We start from the raw sequence: 21538 nt of genomic DNA, 5'->3' as shown, positions 1-21538 counted from the left end.
TCGCCATGTTACTCGCCGTACCCGACCCATCCTCCGGCCCGCGCCGAGGCGTACCAGAGATCCACGAGGCGTACGGCTTCCAGGCCGTCGTCCCCGCTCACGGGGAAGGGTCTCCCCAGTTCTACGGCACGATCGGCCGCCCGAAAATACTCCAGATGGCCCGCGCCGTACAGCAGGTCCGCGCCCTCGGTCTCCGGCTCCGGCGGGGTCATGCCCTCGGGGCTCGACACCACCCGGGAACCTTCGATGACAACGGTCCCCTCGCTGGCGGAGAGGGTGATCCGTACGCCTGCGCCACGGGCTGCGACGGCCACCATCGAGACGGCCGCCCGGACGTCGCCGGGCAGCGCGATGAGCGCCGTCGCGGCATCGTCGAACGATCCCCTGACGTCGGCCACGAGGCGCTCCGGAGCACCGAACCACCAGGCGAGCAGATCGAGGTAGTGGACCCCGACGGTGAGGAGGAGGCCGCGTCCCGCCCGGGCCTCGCTCGTCTGCCAACCGGGCACCTGCACGGCCGCCGGCAGGTTGACCTCGACGACGACGTTGTGCACCCGCAGCGTGCCATCGGCGACGATGTCCCGGATCCAACGCAGTTGGGCGTAGGACCGGTAGTTCATCAGGCAGCCGAGTTCGACACCGCCGGCCCTGGCGACGGCCACCATCCGGCCCGCCTCTTCGGCGTCGCGGGCGAGCGGCTTCTCCACGAGGACGGGAATCCCGTTGGCCGCCGCCACCTCGACGGTCCATTCGTGCAGATCGTGCGGCAGCGCCACCGAGATCGCGTCGGGACGCGCCTCCTTGATCGCCGCGTCGAGATCGCTGTGCACGGCATAGCCCGCGGCGGAGGCTCGTTCGCGGGCCTCCGGCGAGGCCTCGACGACACCGGCGACGACTGCCGTCGAGACACGCGAGAGCGCGGCCGCGTGCACCTCGCCGGCCCGGCCATATCCCACGACGAGCCAACGGCTCATTTCGATCCTCCAGCCTGCGTCCGGAACCACTCCGCGACGAACGCCCAGTCCTTGTCGGCGGCCGTGCCGTCGACGCCCTCGCCGAGCGCCCCGGCGATGACGTCACCGAGGGGCAGCCGACCCGCGTGCTGCTGCGCCTGGGCGCGGGCCAGGTCGACGTCCTTCTTTCCCAGCCGCATCGTGAATGCGACCGGCTCGTAACGCTGTGCCACGACCATCTCGCCGTAGGCGCGGTGGATCAGCCCGGAGAACAACCGCTCGGTGAGTACGTCGAGCAGCTGTCCCGGGTCCACCCCGGCACTCTCGGCGACCCCGGCCACCTCGCCGAGCGAGCTGGCCGTGACGGCGATCAGGTAGTTGCCGAGGATCTTGACCAGGTTGGCCTGTGCCGCCTCCGGAAAGGCGTGGACACTGACCGCCAGGTCGGCGAGGACCGGACGGATCAGATCCACCGGCTCCGCGTCCCCACCCGCGACGACAGTGAGCTGACCATTGACCGCTGCCGCGGACCGACCGAAGACCGGCGCCGAGACGTAGTGCGCGCCCCGAGCCCGGTAGAGGCCGTCGAGGTCGCGCGACAGCCCTGGCGAGATGGTGGCGCAGTTGACGTGGACGCTGCCCGGCGACACGGCCGCGAGGACCGTGTCACCGGCGAGAACCTCGCGCACCACCTCGTCGTCGGGCAGCGTGCTGACGACGATGTCGCGCGCTGCCACCTCGGAGATGTCCGATGTGACAGTGACCCCGTGGGCGGCGGCGTCGGCCGCGCGTGCCGCGCTCCGGTTCCATCCGAGGACGGGACGGCCACGATCGACGAGCCTCGTGGCCATCGCCATCCCCATGCCGCCCAGCCCGATCCACCCGATGGTGGGGTTCGCGGGGGCGTCCAGCGCCGCGTCGCTCGTCACGACCACTGCCAGGTCGAGCCGCGCCGAAGGAAGCTGTCGCAGCCGGTCTCCTCGAACAGCTCGCGCTGGACCTCGTTCGCGCGACGCACGGCCTCCTTGAGGTCGACCTGCACCGGCTCGCCTCGGCGCATCATCGTGCGACCGCGCACGACGACCCGGTCGATGGAGTCGGGGGCCGGGCCACCGGACCAGACGAGGTTGGCAAGCAGCGCCCCGTCGGGAGCCGCCGTCGTCTCGCGCGACATGTCGATGACGAGCAGGTCGGCTTCCTTGCCCACCTCGAGCGACCCGATCCGGTCACCGAGACCGAGCGCCCGGGCGCCGCCGATGGTGCCGAGTTCGAGCGCCTCCTCCGCGGTGCCGAACAGCAGCTCGTCGCCGAAGTTGCCCTTGTCGCCGCGGGTGAGCCGCCGCGCGCTGTCACCGATGCGCTGGGCCATGAGGTACGACCGCAGCCCGAGCCAGTAGTTGTGGCCGTACGAGACGACCGGGCCGTCGAGGCCGATACCGACGGTGACCCCGGCGTCGAGGTACTGACGCGAGTCGAAGGTGACCATGCCCAGGATGAGTTCCATGTCCGGAACCAGGGAGATGGTGGCGCCGGCGCGGGCGATCAGCTCGGCCTCACCCGGGCGGATGTGCTGGGCGTGGATGCCGATGACGTGCTTGTCGAGCATGCCCTCCGAGTGCAGCCACTCGAACGAGCCGCCCTCCCAGCCACGGACCTCCTTGAGGTACGCGCCGTCCATCATCGAGGGGGCGTGGATGTCGAACTGCTTGCCCTTGTCGAGCGTCCACTGGTAGAGCGCGCGCAGGTCGGACTCGCTGACGTAGGTGATGCCGATCGAGCTGGCCGTGACCGACATCGTCTCGGAGTCGAAGGCAGCCGCGAGCCGGTCGGTCTCGCTCAGGGCCGTGTCGATGTCCTCGCGCAGCTCCTCCGGCACCGCGAGCGGGTCGTTGATGAGCAGGCGCGCGGCACGGGCGCGGATGCCCGAGTCGGTAAGGGCGCGAAGCACGCCGTCCATCGAGCGCTTGTTGGCGTGGGTGAAGTGGTCGTCGGTCGTCGTGGTCACGCCCGAGCGCAGCAGGTCGAGCGTCGGCGTCATCGCCGACCAGTAGGACCGCTCCTCGTCGCAGGCGCCGGTCATCGGGTAGTAGAACCCGAACAGCCGCTCCTGGAACTTCGTGCCCTCGGCCATGCTGCGGATGCAGCCCTGGACGAGGTGCGTGTGGGTGTTGACGAGCCCCGGCATGACGAGGTAGTCGGCACCGCCCCAGGTCTCGCCCGGCTGGTAGGGGGCCGGCCCGGTGCCGACCTCGACGATGGCGCCGTCGGTGATGGCGACCCAGCCGTCGGAGAGCACGCGCCTGTTGGCGTCCATCGTGATGACCCGGCCCCGGACCAGAACATCACACTGTGACAGCTCGTTCATGTATCGGCCTTCCTCTACTTTGTGGCGGTGCTACTTCGGCTGCGCGGGGCACAGCGGCAGGTAACTCAGGCTTGGTCGAACTGCCCCGGGTAGTGGCATGCGACGAGCACGCCGTCGCGTCCGGGTTGCAGGCTCAGCTCGCGGGTCCGGCACTCGGGGCGCGCGATCGGGCAGCGCGGCGCGAAACCGCAGACCGACAACGGGTCGACGTCGCCGGCATCGCCGCGCAGCGGGATCTCGGTGCGGCGCTCCTCTGTCCCCAGGTGCGGGACGGCGCTGAGCAGTGCCGCCGTGTACGGGTGCAGCGGGCCGGTGAGCAGTGTGCTCGCCGGGCCGGTCTCGACGACGCGGCCGAGGTACATCACCGCGACCCGGTCGCAGAGGTGCCGGATGACGCCGATGTCGTGCGAGACGAGCACTGCGGTCAGCCCGAGGTCCTTCTTGAGGTCCTCCAGCAGGTTGATGATCTGCGCCTGCACCGACAGGTCGAGGCCGGACATCGGCTCGTCCATGACGACGACCTTGGGCTGGACGACGAGAGCACGGCAGATGCCGACGCGTTGGCGCTGGCCGCCGGACAGCTCGTGCGGGTAGCGGGACTCGATGCTCGGCATGAGCCCGCACTCGGCCATGTACTCGCGGATCCGCTTGGCGCGCTGGGCCTTCGAGAGATCGGTGAGCCGCCGGAGCGGCTCCTCGATGATCTGCCAGACGGTACGCCGGGGGTTGAGCGAGCCGAAGGTGTCCTGGAAGACGTACTGGACGAAGGTGTGGTCGACGCCGCGGCGGCTCTTCGAGAGTTCCTTGCCGTCGGCGTACCGGATGATGCCGTCGGTCGGCTGGTCGAGCCCGGCGAGGATCCGCGCCGTCGTCGACTTGCCGCAGCCCGATTCGCCGACGATGCCGAGGGTCTCGCCGAACGCGAGCTGGAGGTCGACCCCGTCGACAGCCTTTGTGATGTTCCCACCGCTGCCGAACACGCGGCGCAGACCTTCGGCGTGGATGGCGGTGACGCCGGGTTCGGCGCGGACCGAGGGCGGTGCGATCGACACGCCTGGCGACCGGACCGGCTCGCTCGGAGCGGGCGACCCGTAGGGATGGATGCAGCGGACGAGCCGCCCCTCGGAGGCGTCCGGCGCGGGCAGGAGCGGGGGGTTCGCCGTGCCGCAGTCGGCGGTCGCCGTCGCACAGCGCGGCTGGAACCGGCAGCCGACGGGGAACTTGAACAGCTCCGGCGGCCCGCCGGAGATCGCGTTGAGTTTCGTGCCGGGTCTGCCGTTCTCCGGCCGCGCGTCGAGCAGCGCCCGCGTGTAGGGGTGGGCAGGCGCGGCCAGAACCTCCTCCGTGGGCCCGCTCTCGACGACGTTTCCGGCGTACATGACGACGACGCGGTCGCTGTAGCCGGCCACGACACCCAGGTCGTGGGTGATGAGCAGTACGCCCATTCCCCACGACACGGCGGCCTCGCGGACGAGGCGCAGGATCTGTGCCTGGACTGTCACGTCGAGGCCGGTCGTCGGCTCGTCCGCGATGAGCAGCTTGGGCTCGTTGGCCAGTGCCATCGCGATCATGACGCGCTGCTGGGTGCCGCCGGACAGCTCGTGGGGGTACTGGTCGATCCGCTGCTTGGGGTTGACGATGCCGACGTCGCCGAGCAGACGCAGGATCCTCTCGCGTACCGCGGCCTTCGGCAGTTTGCGGTGCAGCGTGATGGCCTCGCCGATCTGCTGCCCGACCGTGTGGAACGGGCTCAGCGCGGTCATCGGGTCCTGGAAGATCATCCCGATGTCGCCGCCACGCACTCGGCGCAGGTCGGCGGGTTCGAGCGTGGTGAGGTCCTTGCCCTCCAGCAGCACGCTGCCGCGGGTGAGCTGCACGGGGTGACGGATCAGCTGGAGCACGGAGAGGGCCGACAGGGACTTGCCCGACCCCGTCTCGCCGACGATGGCGACGATCTCCCCGGCGGCCAGGTCGAAGTCGATGCCCGTCACGGCCTCGGTCTCGCGCTTGCCCTTGGTGATGGACACGGTGACGTCGCGCACCGCGAGCAGGGGCGGGTTCGGAATGGTAGTCATCGGGTCCTCGGGTTCAGAGTCTTGCGGAGCGTCCGGCCCAGCACCGTCGCGCAGAGCACCGTGACGGTGATGGCGACGGCGGGCATGAACGCGTACCACGGGTTCTGGATGAGGAAGGCACGCCCGGAGGCGAACAGCTGGCCCCAGTCGGAGGCCGGGGGCTGCACGCCGAGGCCGAGGAAGCTGAGGCCACTGACGAGCAGGAGCACCGTCGCGACCGCGAACGTCCAGAGGACGAGCACTGACGACATCACGTTGGGCAGGATGTGCTGGAAGGTGATGCTGAGGGTCGACCCGCCACTGCCGCGCGCCGCGAGGACGAAATCGGCCTGCCGGAGGGTGAGCACCTCACTGCGCACGACACGGGCGAAGTGCACCCACCCGAAGATCGACAGTACGAACAGCAGCGAGCCGATGCTGTTGCCCTGCGACGTGATGACGACAAGGGCGAGGACGATGTTGGGGAAGGCGAGCTGCACGTCGCAGAGCCAGTCGACGACAGGCCCGATCCACCGACGGTTCATGCCGCCGACGAGGCCGAGCACGGTGCCGACGATGGCACTGATCGTGGCGGCGCCGAAGGCGAGGGCCAGGGCGGTCCGGGCGCCGAAGATGAGCCGGGAGAGCAGGTCGCGGCCGAGTTCGTCGGTGCCGAGCAGGTGGTCGCCGCTGCCGCCGGCCCACACGGGCTTGAGCAGCGCCTTGGCGGGGCTGGGCTCCTCCGGGTCGTAGGGCGCGACCTGGTCGGCCAGCAGCGTCACGACGATGATGGCCAGCAGCACGACGAGACTGATCACCCCGCCCTTGGACCGCAGGAACGAGCGCGCCAGGGTCCGCGACGGGTCGCGCTGGCCGGGTACGGGTGGACCGCCCGGCTTCGCCGCAGCCGCACGGACGTCGGCAGCCACCGTGTCGGCGTGGCCTGCCGGGCCCGGCGCGCTGGCCGGTGGCGATGTCTGAGCCATGGTCAGCGCCCCTTTCGAATCCGCGGGTCGAGCCTGCGGTAGGCGATGTCGATGATGAGGTTGACGAGCACCACGAGGACGGCCGCGACGAACGTCGCCGCCCCCACCAGGGGGTAGTCGCGGTTGGAGACGCCGGAGATGAGCACGTGGCCGAGGCCGGGCCAGACGAAGATGAACTCGACGACGACGCCACCGGAGAGCATTCCGGCGAAGTCGACGCCGATGACGGTGATGAGGCTGTTGAGCACCGGACGGATCGCGTGGCGCGTCACGAGCCGGGCGGGCGGCACGCCCTTCGACAGCGCGGTGCGGACGAAGTCCTCCTGCATGCTGTCGGCCAGGCCCGCCCGGGTCACTTCGAGGACGCGGGCGATGGGATGGATGGCGAGCACGAGGATCGGCAGGATGATCGCCCGGGGGTCCGAGGCGAAGCCCTCCGTCGCCATGGACGGCACCCAGCGCAGGTCGACGGCGAACAGGTAGACGAGCAGGACCGCGACGGCGAAGACCGGAATGGCCTGGCCGCCCACGACGATGACGTCCATCAGCTTGTTGTAGATCCGGCTGCGGGTGAGCGCGGCGATCATGCCCAGCGGTACGCCGATGAGCGGCGCGAGCAGGAGCGCGGCCAGGATGAGCCCGAGGGTGGCTGGCATGCGGTGCAGCACTTCGGCCATGGCGTCGGTCCCGAGCCGGTACGAGTCGCCGAAGTCGAACAGGAACGCCCGGGAGACGAACTCCAGGTACTGCGTCATGATCGGCCGGTTGAGCCCGAGATCCTCGCGGATGCGCTCCAGGTCGGCGGGCTCGGCGTCCTGCCCTGCGAGGGCCTCGGCCGGGTCACCGGCGACGCGGAGCAGGACGAACAGGAGCGTGAGTACGCCGATGATGACCAGGACGAGGCGCACGATGCTCCGCAACGCGAAGCTGACGACGCCGTGCGAGAGGAACCGGGACCAGATGGGGGCCCGGGGGCCTCCGTCACCGTCGCCGGTCGTCGCGGGGGCGGTGCCCGGGGGCGCGACGTTGAGAGTCATGCGTTCAGCCTTTCCGTCGCTACGGGCACGAGCGTCGGGAGTCGTCGTTGGGGTTGGCGCAGAGACCGACGAGCAACGTCGCGAGCCAGTCGGGTCGCGCGATCATCACGTCGTGCGGACTGTCGATCTGGTGGGTGGACCACCCGTCGCTGGCCCGGACCCGGGAGAGGTACGGCCGGTCCGGAAATGCCTCCGGCGGGCCGCACAGGACGTAGTCCTTGGGCAGGTCCCGTGGCCATCCGCCGGGCAGGCGGACCGGGTCGGTGACGCACCGCAGGGGTTGGGGGGTGACGCTGGCGGCGACCCAGGCGTTGTCCGCCGGGGAGAGCCGGTCGTCGGGCCGGCCGGAGATGGGAATGATGTCGGTGTCGGCGAGCCGCCGCGCTCGGGCCCGCATCGCGTCACCGGCCGGGTGGACGTCCGCTCCGCTCTCGCCGTCTTCGACGACGGGGCCGTCGATCAAGACGACCCGCGCGACGTTCTCGGGCCTGGTCCCGAGGACGCCGGCCACCACTACCGCGCCGTAGCTGTGGCCGACGAGGCACACAGGGGCCGGAGCGTGCCGGGCGACGACGGCGTTCACGTCGTCGATGTGGGTCTGCATGCCGACCTCGGGGGTGAGCAGGTGCGCGCGCTCTCCGAGCCCGGTCAGCGTCGGCGCCTCCCACTGCACCCCGACCGCGTCGAGCAGTGGGGTGAGGCGCCGCCAACACCAGGCACCACGGCCGGCGCCGTGGACAAGCACAACTTTCAGAAAGCTCACGGCACCTCCCGATTTTGGAACGGCGTTCCGCACAACGTAATTGAGTACTACCGGGCGGTCAATGCTCTTCTCACGCGGTCTCGGCAGCCGCCACCAGCTGGGCGACCTCGGCCGGACGTTCCACGTGCGGCCAGTGCCCGCACCCCGGCAACTGGACGACCCGAACGCCCTCCGCTGCGGTCCCCTGCGTCCCGGCCGCCTGCACCCCAGCCCAGCCGGGGTCACCGAAGACGCCCAGTCGATGCAGGGGCGAGCCTCGGTCGGGGTCCCGGGACCACGCGAGCACCGAGGACAGCGACTCCGCCATAGCAGCGGGGTCGAGCTGGCCGGCAACTGTGGCGAGGCCAAGCGCTTCCCGCTTGTTGTTCACACTGGTGATCCGCCGTTCCACTTCTGCGGGGTCGACGAGCCCGCCGGGTGCCGCCACCCAGGCCCACGACGTCTCCACCGTGACGACCCGGGTGACGAGTTCCGGGTCGAGCCGCGCCGCGGCGAGCGCGATGGCGCCACCGAGGCTGTGGCCGACGAGGAGAGCCGGCCCACGATCCACCGCCGCAACGAGGTCGAGAACGCACCGGGCCATCGCCTCGACCCCGTACGCCCTACCGAGCGTCGCCCCCGTGCCGGGATGGCCCGGCAGGCCGGGCACGAGCACGTCGTACCGGCCAGCGAGTTCAAGGGCCAGCGGACGCAGGTCCTCCCCGGCACAGGCCCACCCGTGCAACAGCACCGCGAGTGGCCCCGGACCGGGGTACCTGTCGTATTCGAGTACAGCAGCCATGGCGCCGATCAGTCCCCGGACGGTTGTGTCGGTGGCAGGTCGACGTAGACCTGCATCGAGGCGGTGACACGGCAGACCATGCAGTAGAACGACGTGACGATGATGAGCTCGGCGGTCTCCCTGACCCCGAAGCGCGACTGGCAGCGCCGCACGAGCGATTCCGGAGCCCCACCGCCGACGATCGCCGTGGCAAGCTCGCAGACCAGCCGCTCGTCGGCGTCGAGCCCGTCGGTCTCACCGGCGACAGCCGCGCGGAGCAGCCGTGTGTCCACCCCGGCTGCGGCCGCCAGCCGCTCGTGCGACGCGGCGATCCGTCCGTTGCCGTGCAACCGCGCCACCGTGATGATCGCCGGCTCCGTGAGCCGCGGTTCGACCGCCAGCTCACGGCGCAGGCGACGGAGCAGATCGACCCACCCCGACAGGGCCGTCGGCGCGTTCGCGAGGACGGAGAACAGCTCGGAGACGTGCCCGAACAACGCGTGGGCCTTCTCGTATGCCTCCATCGTCTCCGGATCCCGAGTGGACTCGGGAACCGGAGCGAACAACGCCGACGACCCGTCAGACGGAATCACCGTCATGCCGTCAGGTAGAGCCGGTCGTAGTACTGCTCGGTCTGGACGTCGCACTGGACCAGACCCTTGAGGTTCTTGGCCCCCGCGTCGATCCAGACGTCACCGCAGGCGAACAGGAAGCAGGACTCCTCGTGGAACAGCTCGGTCATCTTGGCGAGGATCGCCTGCCGCTTGGCCGGGTCCTGCTCACCGAGCTGCTGCTTGTACATCTCGTCGAACTCGGGGTTGGCCATGTGGTACGAGCCGCTCGTGGAGATGAACCGGCTGTAGGCCCGCGCGGCGTCCATGTACGGGCGCGTGAACAGACCGAAGTGGTAGATGTCGGGGCGCTGCTTGGTGTTGTAGAAGTACTCGAGCTGCAGCGCGGTGTCGGTGAGCGCCGTGAACTCGACCTTGATGCCGAGCTTGCTGATCGACGACTGCATCCACTCACCGATGAGACGGCGCACGGAGCCCGTACCCGCGAAGGCGGAGGCCATCGTGATGGTGAAGCGGGTGCCGTCGGCCTTGACGGGGTAGCCCGCCTCGTCGAGCAGGGACTTGGCCTTCTCGACGTCGTACGGGTAGTCCTTCACGGTGTCCGTGTAGCCCGGCAGGCCCTTGCCGATGAGCTGGCCGTCGTCGGCGACGGTGCGGCCCTGCAGGACGTCCTTGACGAGCTCCTGCTTGTTGAGCGCGTACTGGAGCGCCTGGCGGACCCGCTTGTCACCCATCGGCCCGGTCTTCGGCTTGCCCTTGTTGTCGACCGAGTCCATGAAGGCGCCGAGGTCGTTGCCCTTGGTCAGCTCGATGAGGGTCGCGCCGGCGTTCGTGAGGGTCGGCAGGTTGTTGAGCGGCTGGATGTTGATGTAGTGCACGTCCCCGGCGAGGAACGAGTTGAGCTGCGTGCCGGCGTCGGTGACGAGCAGGAAGGTGATCTCTTCCAGGGTGGGCTTACGCCACGTCGTGTCGCCGGCCTTCTTCACCACTGCCTTGTCCGAGGCGTACGACACGAACTTGTAGGGGCCGGTGCCGATCGGCGCCTTGGCGAAGGCGGCGTCGCGCGTCTTCTGGTCCGAGCCGAGGCCCTCGTAGTACTTCTTCGGCAGGATGGCGACCTGGGCCAGACGCTTGAGGATCAGCACGTCCGGGGTCTTGGTGACCAGCTCGATGGTCTTCTCGTCGACGATGCGCGAGCTCTCCATCGTCGAGAAGTGCGTCGCGATGCCGTAGCCCGGGGTCGACGCCCGCTGGAAGCTGAAGACGACGTCCTCGGCGGTCATCGGGGTGCCGTCGTGGAACTTGACGCCCTCGCGCAGCGTGAACTGCCAGGTGCGGTCGTCGACCTGCTTCCACTGCGTGGCGAGGAACGGCCGGGGCTCGCCGGTGCTCGGGTGGGTGTCGACGAGCGACTCGTACATGTCGAAGCGCCGAGCGCCGCCGCTGACGACGACCATCGGGTCGACCGACGAGGACAGGTTCGACACGGCGATGGTGGCCACCTGGGTGGCGGCCAGCTGCACGCCGGCGGGCGGCCCGTCGCCCGGCCCACCGTCACGGGACAGCGCGTCGATGTTGTCGCCGGTGCCGGTCGAGGTGTCGGCGCCGCGACACGAGGTCAAGGCGAGGGCCGCCGCGCTGGACAGCCCGAGGAATAGCGCACGCCTTCGGCTGAACGGGGTCGAGGAAATTTCTTTCACGATGTCCTCCGATGAGGAGAGGGCCCGGTCCAGCAAGCCGGGCAGGAGTGATCCAAGAGGGATTGCGAGAGCCGGCCGCACTGTGGTGCGGTCCCGAAGCCGTCGAAGGGATTAGCCGTTCGTGTTTCGTTCTGTGGAACGGGCTTTCTATATGCGAGGTTATGGAGCCGCCACAGTGATGTCAACGGCCAGATCGGCTGCGGTTTGGCAACATCGGCCGCACCTGCCGGGCGGTGGCGTCAACACCGCCCGGCGCGGCTCTCGCAGGCCCTAGCCGACCGGCTGCAAACCGTTCCGCAAACGAGCCCTGATCAGGTCAAAAGCGTATGTCGTTGGGTCAACTATCCAGCTGTCCGACCAGGAGGACGGGCCGGTCGCGACGGCGCTGCACCCGTTGAGAACGATGGCGACACCAGCCCTGGAACGCTCGCGCACGATCCGATCCAGAGCGCTCGTCCATTCCTCCTCGTGGACCACCTTTTCGATTCCAAGGTTGAGGATGTCGGTCCCCCGGAAACCGTCGGCAAGGCCGTAGCCGCGCAGTCGTGCCGCGAGTTCGTCAGCGATCGTCTCGTTTCGGGTGACAGCCGAGAATGGACCGCCGATCCCGTACAGGCCGCCGGCGATGAGGCGGAGCAGACCGAGGACCGGGATCTCCCCCTCACCGAGCGCCTCGACGCCGGGGTCGAGGACACAGTCCGGCATGACGACGTCGTAGCGCGCCGGATCCAGGCCCGCCGCCACGGCGGCGATGTGCGTCGCCGCCGCCTCGACGTCCTCCGGCCGGTCGAGGCCCGGCGGCGCCTCGGGCGGCAGGCGGACGAGGTCGACGTCGAGGTCCGATCCGCCGAGCGTGCGCAGACGCGCCGCCCGGGCAGCGGTGATCGACTCGGAGAGGTGGATCGGCGAAATCATGCAGATACGCAGTGGCTTCACGTCGACCCCTCCCATCACAGCTCCAACACCGACGGGACGCCGGCCACGACGAGGGCTGCGACCTCGGCGCGGTTGATCTTCGCGCTGGAGTTGCGGGGCATCTCGTCGACGAGCAACAGCCGCCTCAGGTCGGCCGGGAAATCGGCGACAGCCGCCCCGATCGCGGCCCGCTGCTCGGCCACGTCGCCCTCGAAGTGGACGACGACGGCCACGTAGTCCGCCGAGACCTCGCCGCCGACGGCCTGACCGTCGGCACGCAGGCCCAGCACCACGGAGTCCCGCACGCCGGGGATCTCACCGAGAATCCCCTCGATCTCGTACGGGTAGACGTACGTGCCGTTGAGGACGAAGGCGTCCTTCCACCGGCCGAGGATCTGCAGGTTGCCCCGCTCGTCCCAACGGCCGACGTCACCTGTGTAGAACCACTCGTCGGTCGACGTGCCCACGTTGGACGGGGTCGTCGAGTGCAGCTCGGACGCCAGGATGTAACCGGGCGAGATGCCCGGCCCGGTCGCCCGGACCTCGCCGGCACCGCGCGGGTCACCGTACGTGTCCTTGCGCGGGGCGATGTCGACGGTGCTCAGCGGCGCGGGCCGCCCGACCGAGGACGAGTCGCCGTACTCCGGCATCGACGACGTGAGGATCGTGAGGGTGCTCGTCTCGGTGAGGCCGTAGCTGTTGACGACCTCCCCCCGGTCGGTCATGAGCTCGCCGAGGCGGCGCAGCGTCGCCCGCGGCGTCCGCTGACCCGTCGCGACGCAGACCCGCAGGCCCCTGTCGAGCAGACGCTGGGCCGCGCCCGAGTCGAGAAGCTCACGCCAGGCGGGCGCCTGAAGCGGCAGGACTGTGACGCCGTCCTCGCTGTTGCGCTCGATCGAGGCGACGGAGACGTCGTCCAGGGCGATGGTCGTGCCGCCCAGGAGAGTCATGCACCGCAGGGCGCCGACGGAGACGTTGATGTTCGTCGGGCTCGCGGCGAGCCAACGCTCCGAGTGGCGCAACCGCATGCACAGCGAACGGTTCACCGCGTCCCAGAAGTCCGCCCCGACGGAGCGGACCATCCCCTTGGGTACGCCGGTCGTACCTGTCGAGTACTGGATCCCGGACACGGTGTCGGCGGCCCGGAGGCCGACCCACTCGATGTCGCCGTCGGGCCGGGCGACCTCGTCGTAGCTGTCGGCGCCGGGCTCGGTGAACCAGACGGGTGCCGACCCCATGGCGCGCCGCGCCTCCGTGAGCAACTCCGGTCCGGTGAACAGCTCCGCGAGGTCGAGAGCCCGTGCGGCGGCGTCGAGGTGCTTGTTGAGGGTGATGCCGAGCAGCACCGGTTGCAGACCCGCCGCCTGCGCGGCGAGATAGAGCTCGAGACCGAAGGTGCCCTGGTAGTGGGCGATGCCGATGCGGTCGCCGGGCTTGCGGCCCCGCTCCCGGAACCCTCCGACCAGACCGTCGATGCGGGTGCCGAGTTCGCCCCACGTCAGAGTACGGCGCGACACGGTCGTCACGTCGCCGACGATGGCGGGGCGGTCCGCCAGTAGCGTGGTGTTCTGCCTAGCCTTGAGGAGCAGATCGGTCATGACCGCCTCCTAGATGCCCTGGGTGTGATCGGTTGGGGTTCCGGGCGCGGGGCCCGGGCCGGCGGAGCTAGGCGAGCGCCTGCGACCGGTTGATGCTCGGGAGGACCTCGTTGACGACCCCCGCGTCGATGGCCGACTCCCAGATCGAGGTGAGGGCCGCCTCCGCGCGGGCGCGAACGCCGTTGATGTCGACGCCGACGAAGGTGCCGTCCTCCATGACGACAGCGCCGTCGACCATCTCGAACTGCACGTCGCGGCCGTTGCCGTAGTAGACGAGCGACTGGACGACGTCCAGGGCCGGTGCGATCGACGGGTCGGTGATGGCGACGCCGATGAGATCGGCCCGCGCGCCCTCCTTGATGACGCCGAGGTCCGGGCGGCGCAGGACCGAGGCGGCGTGGCTCGTCGCGAGGTCGACGACCTGGGCGGCGGTCGGCCGGTGCGACTGGGCGACGCCGATCTTGCCGAGCATCGCCGTGAACTTCAGTTCCTCGACCATGTCGCAGTTGAAGCCGTCGGTGCCGAGCGCGACGGAGATGCCCGAGTCCATGAAGGAGACCGAGGGCGAGATGACAGCTTCCTTCGCCTTGCGCGAGGCGCAGTGGACGATGGTGATGCCGGTGTCGGCGGCGAGCTGGCGGTCCTCGTCCGGCAGGTAGGTGCCGTGCGCGGCGATCAGCCGCTCGTTGGCCAGCTCGGCGCGCTGAAGGACCCGCAGCGGGGTCGTGCCGAACCGCTCCTGGGTGGTGGCGAGTTCGCTCGGCGCCTGACAAAGGTGCGTCGTGACGAGGCAGTCGAGTCGCTGCGCCGCCGCGCCCACCCCGGCGAGCACGCTGAACTCGTCGGTGTGCACAGCGGCCGGTCCGAGGATCATCGTGATCCGCCCGTCCGCGGCACCGTCCCACTCCCCGAAGAGCCGCTCCAGCTCTTCGAGCTCGGCCAACTGGGCCTGCTCCGAGGTGGTCTGCTTGCGGTCCTCCAGGCCACCGGAGAGCTGTCCGAGACGGTGGGTGACGTCGAGCGGGATCGTCGGGCCGGCGAAGGTGCGTACCCCGACGCGCTCGGCGATGTGCAGGTAGCCCTCGATGTCTGTCGACGCGTGGTTGAGGATCGTCGTCGTTCCGGTCCGCATCATGCCGAGGACGTCCCACTCGATGACAGCGCGGAACTGCTCCCGCAGCTCCTCGCGGTACGCGTGCCGCCACAGCCGCGACAGCGGCACGTAGAACGGCATGCCCGTCGGCAGCTCGTAGTCCTCGGAGATGGCCCTGCCGACCGGGCCGGCCCCCGCGTGCGTGTGCATGTTGATCAGCCCCGGCAGCAGGACCTTGTCGGCCAGCTCGATGCGCCGGCCGTCGATTCCCTCGGCCTGCTCGGCCGGCAGGATCTGAACGATCCGATCACCCTCGACGACCACCGCCGCGCCCGTGCGTACCTCACCGGCGCCGAGGTACACCCAGCGAGGAAGAATCACCGTGCGTTCCACCATCGTCAACCACCTTCCAGCCCCGTCGTGTGATGTCGTCCCCGCTGATGCCCGCGCCCGCCGGAGAACCGGCGGGCGCGGGACCTTAAACGCCGCTCAGCCCTTTTCCTGCCGTACGACGAACACGTTGCCGTCGGGGTCCTTGAACGACGCCCACCAGCCGAAGTTGGCCAGGACCGGCTCGGAGACGAACTCGACGCCCTTGGCGGTCAGCTCCTCGTAGGTCGCGTGGATGTCATCGCAGGTGAAGGTGATGCCCGAGTAGAACTCCACCTCGTCGAAGACCGGCCAGTGCAGGACCATCAGCGCGTTGCGCGACGAGGCGGCGGTCTCGAGCCAGCGACGCGGAGCGAAGTCGGGCATGACGACGTCGCTGACGACCTCCAGGCCGACCTGCTCGGTCCAGAAGCTCGCCGACCTGTCCTGGTCACGGACCTTGATGTTCACACCGCGGATTCCGGTGATCATGGCTGTTCCTTTCTGTCGGTGATCGACGTGGATTCCCGTCGCCCGCTGGGCGCCGGTTCGTTTGGGCGTGGCTGCCGTCGGAGGACCTCGAACACGACGGCGGTGTCACTGGCCACGAGGCCGTCGGACAGACCGTCGCGGTAGACGGCCCGGGCGGCGTCGAACAGTGGTGTCGCGGTGCCCGCCTCGGCCGCGGCCGTGCCGATGATCTCGAGATCCTTGGCGAAGACGTCCATCCGGATGCTCGCCGGCTCGTAGCGCCCCTGCACCATGTCGGGACCACGAACGCCGAACATCCGGGAGGCTCCCGCCCCGTCCCCGACTGCGGCCAGCACCTGCCGCAGGTCGAGGCCGAGGTCCTGGGCGAACCCGAGCGCCTCGGCCGCGGCGACGTTGTGCACCGCGACAAGGTGGTTCGCCACGAGCTTCATGAGAGTGCCCTTGCCGACATCGCCGAGCTCGAAGTGGGCGCGGGTGAACGCCTCGACGAGGCTCCTGGCCCGCTCGATCGCCTCCGGCGCTCCGCTGACGTAGGCGATGAGGTCGCCGGTCCGGGCCTGCGCGCCGGTGCCGCTCACCGGAGCGTCGAGCATCTCGATGCCCGCCCCTGCGAGGCGGGCCGCCCCGTCGAGCTTGGTACGCAGGTCCAGGGTGCTCGTCTCGACGACGACGGTCCCGGGGCGTGCGTGCGCGGCGAGTCCGTCGAGGACGGCGGCGAAGGCCGCAGCGCTCGGCAGCGAGGTGAGCACGATGTCGCTGGCGGCGGCGAGCGCGGCGAGGTCGTCGTACGCCACTGCGCCGGCCTCGGCGAACGCCCGGCGCCGGTCCGCGTCGATGTCGAAGCCGCCGACCTCGAAGGCGCCGGTGGCCAGGACGTTGCCCGCCATCGCCGAGCCCATCACACCGAGCCCCACGAAGCCGACGCGCGGTCGAGCCGTCGCGGTCATGACCTGCTCCCTTCGACGTGGCCGACGCGCGCCCAGTCCCCGACGAGCCGCGCGAAGGGCTCGGCGAACTCCAGGGCACTGGCGTGCCGCGCCCCGGCGACGACCGCGCGGCGGGAGCCGGTGATCGCCTCGGCGAGGCGGGCTGCGCCGTCGTGGAACAGCGGCGCGTCGAGCTGGCCGTCGATGAGCAGGGTCGGCGCCGTTATCTCGCCGAGTCGCGGCGTGACGTCGGCTGTCGCGAGCGCCAGGCACGCGAGGGCGTAGCCGCGCGGGTCGGTGCCGGCCAGAGCGCGGCGTACGTAGCTGACCTCGGGCCCGTCGGCGGCGAGCGCCTCGGGGGTGAGCCACAGCTGCAGTGTGGGCTCGACGAACGGGGCCATGCCCGAACCGACGACCTCGGCGGCGCGAGCGCGCCACTTCTCGCGCCAGTCCTGCGGGTACGTCGGGACGGCTGCCGCCACCACGAGGCTGGCGACGAGTCCGGGATCGTGCACGGCGAGCTCAAGGGCGATCAGGCCACCGAGGGACAGCCCCACCACGTGGACGTTCTCGTGACCGAGACCGCGCAGGTGCGTCGCGAGCGCGGTCGCCACGTCCGCAGTGTCGTAGGGGTCCTCGGGGACCGGGCAGCCACCGTGCCCCGGGAGGTCGACGGCGTACACGCCGAAGCCGTCGAGTTCGGCGGCGGCCGCGGTCCAGAAGTCGGCGCCCGCGCCGAGCGGGTGCAGCAGCACGACTGTCGGGCCGGAACCCTCCCGCAGGGTGCGCCCGCTGACCACCACGGCGCTCATGACGTACTCATCTCGACGGGCGGGTCGAGTGCGTCGGCGTCGGTCCCCGTCGTGTTCATGACCATGGCGAGGGTCGTGTAGTAGCCCGCGCACACGACGAGGTCGATGAGACCCTCCTCGCCGAGCAGGTCGATCGCCCTGTCGTAGAGCTCGTCGGGGATCGCGTCGTCGGCGAGCACGTGGGCGACGATCGCGTAGCCCGTGGCCAGCGGCTCCTGCATCGAACGCGGTTCCCGGCCGGCCGCGACGTCCGCCACGACGTCCCGGGGCACGCCCGCGTCGAGGGCGAGCGGGCAGTGGTAGCCCCACTCGAACGCCTGGTTCCGGGCGCGGGCCACCTGGAGGATGGCCAGTTCGAGAACCGCCTTGGGCAGGCCGGACCCGAACCGGAGGTACGCGCCGACCTCCTGGAGCCGGACCATCGCACCGGGGCTGCGCAGCAGGGGGACGAAGGGCCCGAAGAGAGCACCCCGTGGCCCGGCGCTGATCGCCGCGACCGCCTCCTGCTGCTCCGGCGTCAGGACCGCCGTCGGCAACTGGGGCATCCTGTCACGCACCGCTGCCGTGCCTCTCGACGAGCGGCATGACCTCGGTCGCCATGAGTTCCATCGACCGGCGCGCGAGCTTCTCGTCGACCCAGTCGAGGCCGGCGTAGACGAGTTCCCCGAACGGGCCGGTCTCCTCCTGGAAGGCGACGAGCTGCTCGGCCACCTGCTCGGCCGTACCGCAGATGACGAGGTCGTCGAGGACCCGCTCGATGGTGATGGCCTCGTCCGGCTCGTTGCGGTCGCGCTTGAACAGACCCAGCCGCCCGAGCTTGGTCATCTTGCGCAGCATCTGCTCGTAGTAGAAGCGGTAGGGGCTGTTCGCGTCGTCGCGCCCGTAGGCACGGGCCTCCTGCTCGGTGTCGGCGACGAAGACCGTCCGCGCGATCCGCCAGTCAGCCGGGTCCGCCTCGACCCCGGCGGCCTGCTTGCCCTCGACGTACTTGCCCCAGTGCGTGGCCACCCACTGCGGGAGCAGGAAGTTCGCCGACAGGGGGTGGAAGTCCTTGCGGCCCATCTCCACGACGCCCTTGGAGAACGGCGCGACGACGGTGCCGACGATCTCCGGACGCGGGCTCTGCAGGGGCTTGGGCAGGTAGCCCACGCCGAGCGGCAGGTCCATCGACCGTCGCGTCGAGACGTTGAAGCGCCCGCTGGCAGAGACGATGTCGTACGGCGGCTCGCCCTCCCAGATCTTGAGGATGACCTCGATGGCCTCGGCGAACATCGCGTTGCGGTCCTCGTCGAGGATGCCGAGCACCTCGGCGTCCGACGGCAGCGCCCCCGGGCTGATGCCGAAGATGAACCGGCCACCGGTCAGGTGGTCGAACATCGCCGCGTTCGCCGCTACGAGCGCCGGGTGCTGGTGGGACAGGTTCGTCGTCCCGGTTGCCAGCTTGATCCGTGGCGCGTCGTTGACGAGCGTCGCCAGGAACAGCATCGAGTTGGTGATGTTCTCAAGGTTGTCCGTCAGGTGCTCACCGATGAAGGCGTCGTGGAAACCGAGCCGATCGGCGAGGATGACCGCCTCACGGTCCTCATGGAGGGTCTCCGTCCACAGACGTCCGGGACGGTGCAGCGGCATGGCGAAGTATCCGAGTCTCACGAGATCAGTCAATCCGCTGGTCAATCCCCGAACAATTACGGCTTCCCACAACCTGACCAGGGCAGGTTGTGGGAAGGCGTGATTGTCTTGCCCTCCGCTCGGATGTTGACTCGGGTCCATGACCGTCGTTCGGACGCCACACGTTGACCGTGACCATTTCCGCAACGTCGTCGGCTGCTTCGCCACCGGCGTCGCCATCCTCACCTCGCGGGGCGTCCAGGCACGCGCGGGCATGACGGTGAGCGCGCTCACCTCGCTGTCGCTCGACCCGCCGATGGTGCTGGTGTGCGTGAACCGGTCGGTACCGACCGAGCGCAGCATCGCTGAGGCTGGCACCTTCTGCCTCAACATCCTCGGCGAGGGTCAGGAGCAGCTGGCGCTACAGTTCGCCCGCCCCAGCGACGACAAGTTCACGGGCGTACGCACCCACGATGGTGTCCTCGGCAATCCCGTCCTCACCGACGCGCTCGCCTCGATCGAGTGCGAGGTGTCCGACACTGTGCAGGCGGGCAGCCACAGCATCTTCATCGGTAGGGCGCTTGACGCGCAGGCGCGCGAGGGCCTGCCCCTGACGTACTTCCGCGGCGGGTTCGGTGGCCTCACCCTCGACCGCTTCAACCAGGTGTACCAGCGGCTGCGGGACATGATCCTCGCGCGGGAGATCGACGGCAACGACGACATCGACGTCCCGCAGCTGGCCCGACGCCTCGACGTCGAGCCGGCAGCCGTCCTCGCCGGACTGTCGACACTGCGCCGGGAAGGGCTCGTCACGTCGACGGATTACGGCCACCGGGTCGCACCCTTCACCGTCGACGACGCCGCGGAGGCGTTCGAGGCGCGCGCGATCATCGAGACGGGGATCGCCGACCTGACGGTCGGCTCGGTCACCGGGGAGAACCTGGCCGTCCTCGACCAACTGTGCAGCGAACTGTGCGGGTTCATCCTCAACGACGAGTTCACCGATTTCGACGCCTACCTCGCGGCCAACGACAGGTTCCACCGCTTCCTCGTCGGCCTGTCGGGCAACCGCCGCGCCATCGCCCAGTACGAGGCGCTGGCCATGCCGACCATCATGGCGCAGAGCTTCGGTAAGACCCGGAAGAGCTCCTCGCAGTTCGTCGACGTCCACAAGCGGATCGTCGGCGGCTACCAGCAGCGTGACCTGGACGCCGTCAAGACGGCGATGCGGCAGTACGCGGTCCTGGCCACCGAGCGGGCCCGGGAACTGCTCACCTCACACGGCGGATCGGTGTGACGGTCTCGTCCAGGCCGGCGAGCAGGTCGTGCAGGCGCAGCGCGAGCATGAGTTCGGCCTGGCGGGACTGGAGGTCGTGGCCGAGCATCTCCTCGATCCGGTGGATGCGGTTGCGCACCGTGTTCTCGTGCAGGTGCAGGGCGCGCGCTGTCGCCGCGTAGTTGCGCTCGCGCAGCCAGACACACAGAGTCTCGCGCAGCACGTCGAGCCCGCTGCCAGTGCCGCTGAGGGCCGCGAGTTCCTCCTCGACGAGCTGCGCCGCCATGGGCAGGTCGTCGAGGAAGATCGCCTCCAGGCGGACGTCGGCGTATTCGAGGACGCCGTCGCCGGCGAGCTGATGGCGTCGGTGTTTCCCGGCGAACGCCTCCCGGATCCGACGAACCCGCCCGATCTGGCCGTAGCTGTGGCGCAGCCCCTCAAGACCGCGGGCGGGTGCGCTGACCTCGGCGGCGATACCGCCCTCGACAAGCAGCCGGCGTAGTCCCGTCCGCGCGTCGGCGGTCCACGCGCGGCGGGCGAGGAAGCGCACCTGGGTGCCGTCCTGCTCGGGGTGGTGCAGGACGTCCGTCACCGCGCAGGTGCTCTGGGCGCGTCGTACCCAGTCGGTGCCGCCGGCATCGCCGCGAGTGGCCACCGCGATGTGGTCGGCGTCGATGTCGTAGCCGAGCCCGAGCAGTTCGAACTTGTCCGGTACGTGATCGTCGCTGAGCAGGTCCTTGACGAGGCGGAAGCGGAGGTGGTCCCGCGACCGCTGGAGGCTCTCCTCGGAGAGCATGTGCTCCCGGGCGACCTGGGCCAGTGCCGCGTTCTGGTAGGCCATGACGAGTTCGGTGAGCAGGCGGGCGCCCTCGCCCCGGCGGGCCGGGTCCGTCTCGACGGCGTCGAGGCGGGCCACCCAGTCCCGCCAGACGGTGAGGAACCCGACCCGGTACGACAGTTGCAGTGATGCCTGCACGACGCGCCGCCGGGCCTGGACCACGGCGAGGCGCCGGGGCTGCACGAGGTCGAGTTCCTCGATGCGGACCTCGCCCATCGCCACCCGGTGCAGGGTGCGCACGTTCTCCGTGACGCTCGCTGTCAACTGCGCGACGAACTCCTCGTCGTCGCGCAGATGGTCGAAGGCCGCGTCGAGGTCGACTGCCACGACCCGCTCGACCAGTTCCGCCGAGACGGCAGACCGTAGGGCCTCCCGCAGCCACGGGGGAAGCTGCGGGAGACCCACGGAGTCCGCGGACACG

At 70.0% G+C, this 21538-nt stretch carries 20 protein-coding genes; 1 reads left to right on the top strand and 19 read right to left on the bottom strand.

The features are described 5' to 3' along the window. Positions 1-8 precede the first annotated feature (8 nt). From F4558_RS02965 to F4558_RS02880, 18 genes are all read right to left on the bottom strand, one after another. Positions 9-974, bottom strand: coding sequence for a Gfo/Idh/MocA family protein (locus tag F4558_RS02965; RefSeq protein ID WP_167943099.1), 966 nt, complete (start codon positions 972-974; stop codon positions 9-11). Beyond that, positions 971-1882, bottom strand: coding sequence for an NAD(P)-dependent oxidoreductase (locus F4558_RS02960; RefSeq protein WP_167943098.1), 912 nt, complete (start codon positions 1880-1882; stop codon positions 971-973). The genes F4558_RS02965 and F4558_RS02960 overlap by 4 nt, the downstream gene beginning before the upstream one ends. Further along, positions 1879-3318 (bottom strand): amidohydrolase family protein, encoded by a 1440-nt coding sequence (locus F4558_RS02955; RefSeq protein ID WP_053653301.1) that lies wholly within the window; start codon positions 3316-3318, stop codon positions 1879-1881. Before F4558_RS02955 ends, F4558_RS02960 begins: the two co-directional genes overlap by 4 nt. Positions 3319-3383: 65 nt before the next feature. Continuing rightward, a complete protein-coding gene (locus tag F4558_RS02950; RefSeq protein ID WP_167943096.1) occupies positions 3384-5393 on the bottom strand; it encodes a dipeptide ABC transporter ATP-binding protein in 2010 nt (669 codons plus the stop codon). Further along, positions 5390-6358 (bottom strand): ABC transporter permease, encoded by a 969-nt coding sequence (locus F4558_RS02945; RefSeq protein ID WP_167943094.1) that lies wholly within the window; start codon positions 6356-6358, stop codon positions 5390-5392. Before F4558_RS02945 ends, F4558_RS02950 begins: the two co-directional genes overlap by 4 nt. Positions 6359-6360: 2 nt before the next feature. After that, positions 6361-7395 carry an ABC transporter permease gene (locus tag F4558_RS02940; protein ID WP_053653304.1) on the bottom strand — a complete coding sequence of 345 codons (1035 nt, stop codon included), beginning with the start codon at positions 7393-7395 and terminating at the stop codon, positions 6361-6363. Positions 7396-7414: 19 nt separating this feature from the next. Then, positions 7415-8158, bottom strand: coding sequence for an alpha/beta fold hydrolase (locus tag F4558_RS02935; RefSeq protein WP_167943092.1), 744 nt, complete (start codon positions 8156-8158; stop codon positions 7415-7417). A gap of 70 nt (positions 8159-8228) precedes the next feature. Next, the gene (locus tag F4558_RS02930; RefSeq protein WP_167943091.1) at positions 8229-8939 is read right to left on the bottom strand and encodes an alpha/beta fold hydrolase; all 711 of its coding nucleotides are present in this window, start codon (positions 8937-8939) and stop codon (positions 8229-8231) included. Between the two features lie 8 nt (positions 8940-8947). Further along, positions 8948-9442: a carboxymuconolactone decarboxylase family protein gene (locus F4558_RS02925; RefSeq protein WP_157552331.1), complete on the bottom strand. Its 495-nt coding sequence runs from the start codon at positions 9440-9442 to the stop codon at positions 8948-8950. A 71-nt stretch (positions 9443-9513) separates the two neighbouring features. Then, positions 9514-11190: an ABC transporter substrate-binding protein gene (locus tag F4558_RS02920; protein WP_157552333.1), complete on the bottom strand. Its 1677-nt coding sequence runs from the start codon at positions 11188-11190 to the stop codon at positions 9514-9516. Positions 11191-11460: 270 nt separating this feature from the next. Beyond that, positions 11461-12141, bottom strand: a complete 681-nt coding sequence (locus F4558_RS02915) for an aspartate/glutamate racemase family protein (RefSeq protein WP_157552335.1) — start codon at positions 12139-12141, stop codon at positions 11461-11463. Continuing rightward, on the bottom strand, positions 12141-13703 hold the full coding sequence (locus F4558_RS02910; protein ID WP_053653310.1) for a class I adenylate-forming enzyme family protein: 1563 nt from the start codon (positions 13701-13703) through the stop codon (positions 12141-12143). The genes F4558_RS02915 and F4558_RS02910 overlap by 1 nt, the downstream gene beginning before the upstream one ends. A 67-nt stretch (positions 13704-13770) precedes the next feature. Then, complete coding sequence (locus tag F4558_RS02905; protein WP_053653311.1) at positions 13771-15192, bottom strand: amidohydrolase family protein; 1422 nt, start codon at positions 15190-15192, stop codon at positions 13771-13773. Between the two features lie 93 nt (positions 15193-15285). Further along, on the bottom strand, positions 15286-15657 hold the full coding sequence (locus tag F4558_RS02900; RefSeq protein WP_053653312.1) for a VOC family protein: 372 nt from the start codon (positions 15655-15657) through the stop codon (positions 15286-15288). Continuing rightward, a complete protein-coding gene (locus F4558_RS02895) occupies positions 15654-16640 on the bottom strand; it encodes an NAD(P)-dependent oxidoreductase (RefSeq protein ID WP_369814768.1) in 987 nt (328 codons plus the stop codon). Before F4558_RS02895 ends, F4558_RS02900 begins: the two co-directional genes overlap by 4 nt. After that, positions 16601-17395 carry an alpha/beta fold hydrolase gene (locus tag F4558_RS02890; RefSeq protein ID WP_053653314.1) on the bottom strand — a complete coding sequence of 265 codons (795 nt, stop codon included), beginning with the start codon at positions 17393-17395 and terminating at the stop codon, positions 16601-16603. Before F4558_RS02890 ends, F4558_RS02895 begins: the two co-directional genes overlap by 40 nt. Further along, the gene (locus F4558_RS02885; protein WP_167943090.1) at positions 17392-17931 is read right to left on the bottom strand and encodes a carboxymuconolactone decarboxylase family protein; all 540 of its coding nucleotides are present in this window, start codon (positions 17929-17931) and stop codon (positions 17392-17394) included. The genes F4558_RS02890 and F4558_RS02885 overlap by 4 nt, the downstream gene beginning before the upstream one ends. A gap of 13 nt (positions 17932-17944) precedes the next feature. Next, complete coding sequence (locus tag F4558_RS02880) at positions 17945-19045, bottom strand: LLM class flavin-dependent oxidoreductase (RefSeq protein WP_053653316.1); 1101 nt, start codon at positions 19043-19045, stop codon at positions 17945-17947. Positions 19046-19163: 118 nt separating this feature from the next. Here F4558_RS02880 and F4558_RS02875 point away from each other — a divergent pair, with 118 nt between their 5' ends. Next, positions 19164-20300, top strand: coding sequence for a flavin reductase (locus F4558_RS02875; protein WP_053653317.1), 1137 nt, complete (start codon positions 19164-19166; stop codon positions 20298-20300). On the opposite strand, the gene F4558_RS32045 is transcribed toward F4558_RS02875, so the two are convergent. Further along, positions 20275-21537, bottom strand: a complete 1263-nt coding sequence (locus F4558_RS32045; RefSeq protein WP_053653318.1) for a PucR family transcriptional regulator — start codon at positions 21535-21537, stop codon at positions 20275-20277. The two genes, F4558_RS02875 and F4558_RS32045, sit on opposite strands and share 26 nt — an antisense overlap. Position 21538 lies beyond the last annotated feature (1 nt).

The organism is Micromonospora profundi (genome assembly GCF_011927785.1).
Taxonomy (GTDB): domain Bacteria; phylum Actinomycetota; class Actinomycetes; order Mycobacteriales; family Micromonosporaceae; genus Micromonospora; species Micromonospora profundi.
The sequence above is the reverse complement of the archived record's forward strand: the minus strand, read 5'-3'. Positions and strand labels throughout refer to the sequence as shown.

What these genes read in the sequence shown, in the direction of transcription:
- F4558_RS02945 (WP_167943094.1), bottom strand. Translation starts at nt 6,358, where the DNA reads ATGGCTCAGACATCGCCACCGGCCAGCGCGCCGGGCCCGGCAGGCCAC.
- F4558_RS02965 (WP_167943099.1), bottom strand. Translation starts at nt 974, where the DNA reads ATGAGCCGTTGGCTCGTCGTGGGATATGGCCGGGCCGGCGAGGTGCAC.
- F4558_RS02925 (WP_157552331.1), bottom strand. Translation starts at nt 9,442, where the DNA reads ATGGAGGCATACGAGAAGGCCCACGCGTTGTTCGGGCACGTCTCCGAG.
- F4558_RS02955 (WP_053653301.1), bottom strand. Translation starts at nt 3,318, where the DNA reads ATGAACGAGCTGTCACAGTGTGATGTTCTGGTCCGGGGCCGGGTCATC.
- F4558_RS02875 (WP_053653317.1), top strand. Translation starts at nt 19,164, where the DNA reads ATGACCGTCGTTCGGACGCCACACGTTGACCGTGACCATTTCCGCAAC.
- F4558_RS02910 (WP_053653310.1), bottom strand. Translation starts at nt 13,703, where the DNA reads ATGACCGATCTGCTCCTCAAGGCTAGGCAGAACACCACGCTACTGGCG.
- F4558_RS02940 (WP_053653304.1), bottom strand. Translation starts at nt 7,395, where the DNA reads ATGACTCTCAACGTCGCGCCCCCGGGCACCGCCCCCGCGACGACCGGC.
- F4558_RS02900 (WP_053653312.1), bottom strand. Translation starts at nt 15,657, where the DNA reads ATGATCACCGGAATCCGCGGTGTGAACATCAAGGTCCGTGACCAGGAC.
- F4558_RS02950 (WP_167943096.1), bottom strand. Translation starts at nt 5,393, where the DNA reads ATGACTACCATTCCGAACCCGCCCCTGCTCGCGGTGCGCGACGTCACC.
- F4558_RS02915 (WP_157552335.1), bottom strand. Translation starts at nt 12,141, where the DNA reads ATGGGAGGGGTCGACGTGAAGCCACTGCGTATCTGCATGATTTCGCCG.
- F4558_RS02930 (WP_167943091.1), bottom strand. Translation starts at nt 8,939, where the DNA reads ATGGCTGCTGTACTCGAATACGACAGGTACCCCGGTCCGGGGCCACTC.
- F4558_RS02905 (WP_053653311.1), bottom strand. Translation starts at nt 15,192, where the DNA reads ATGGTGGAACGCACGGTGATTCTTCCTCGCTGGGTGTACCTCGGCGCC.
- F4558_RS02890 (WP_053653314.1), bottom strand. Translation starts at nt 17,395, where the DNA reads ATGAGCGCCGTGGTGGTCAGCGGGCGCACCCTGCGGGAGGGTTCCGGC.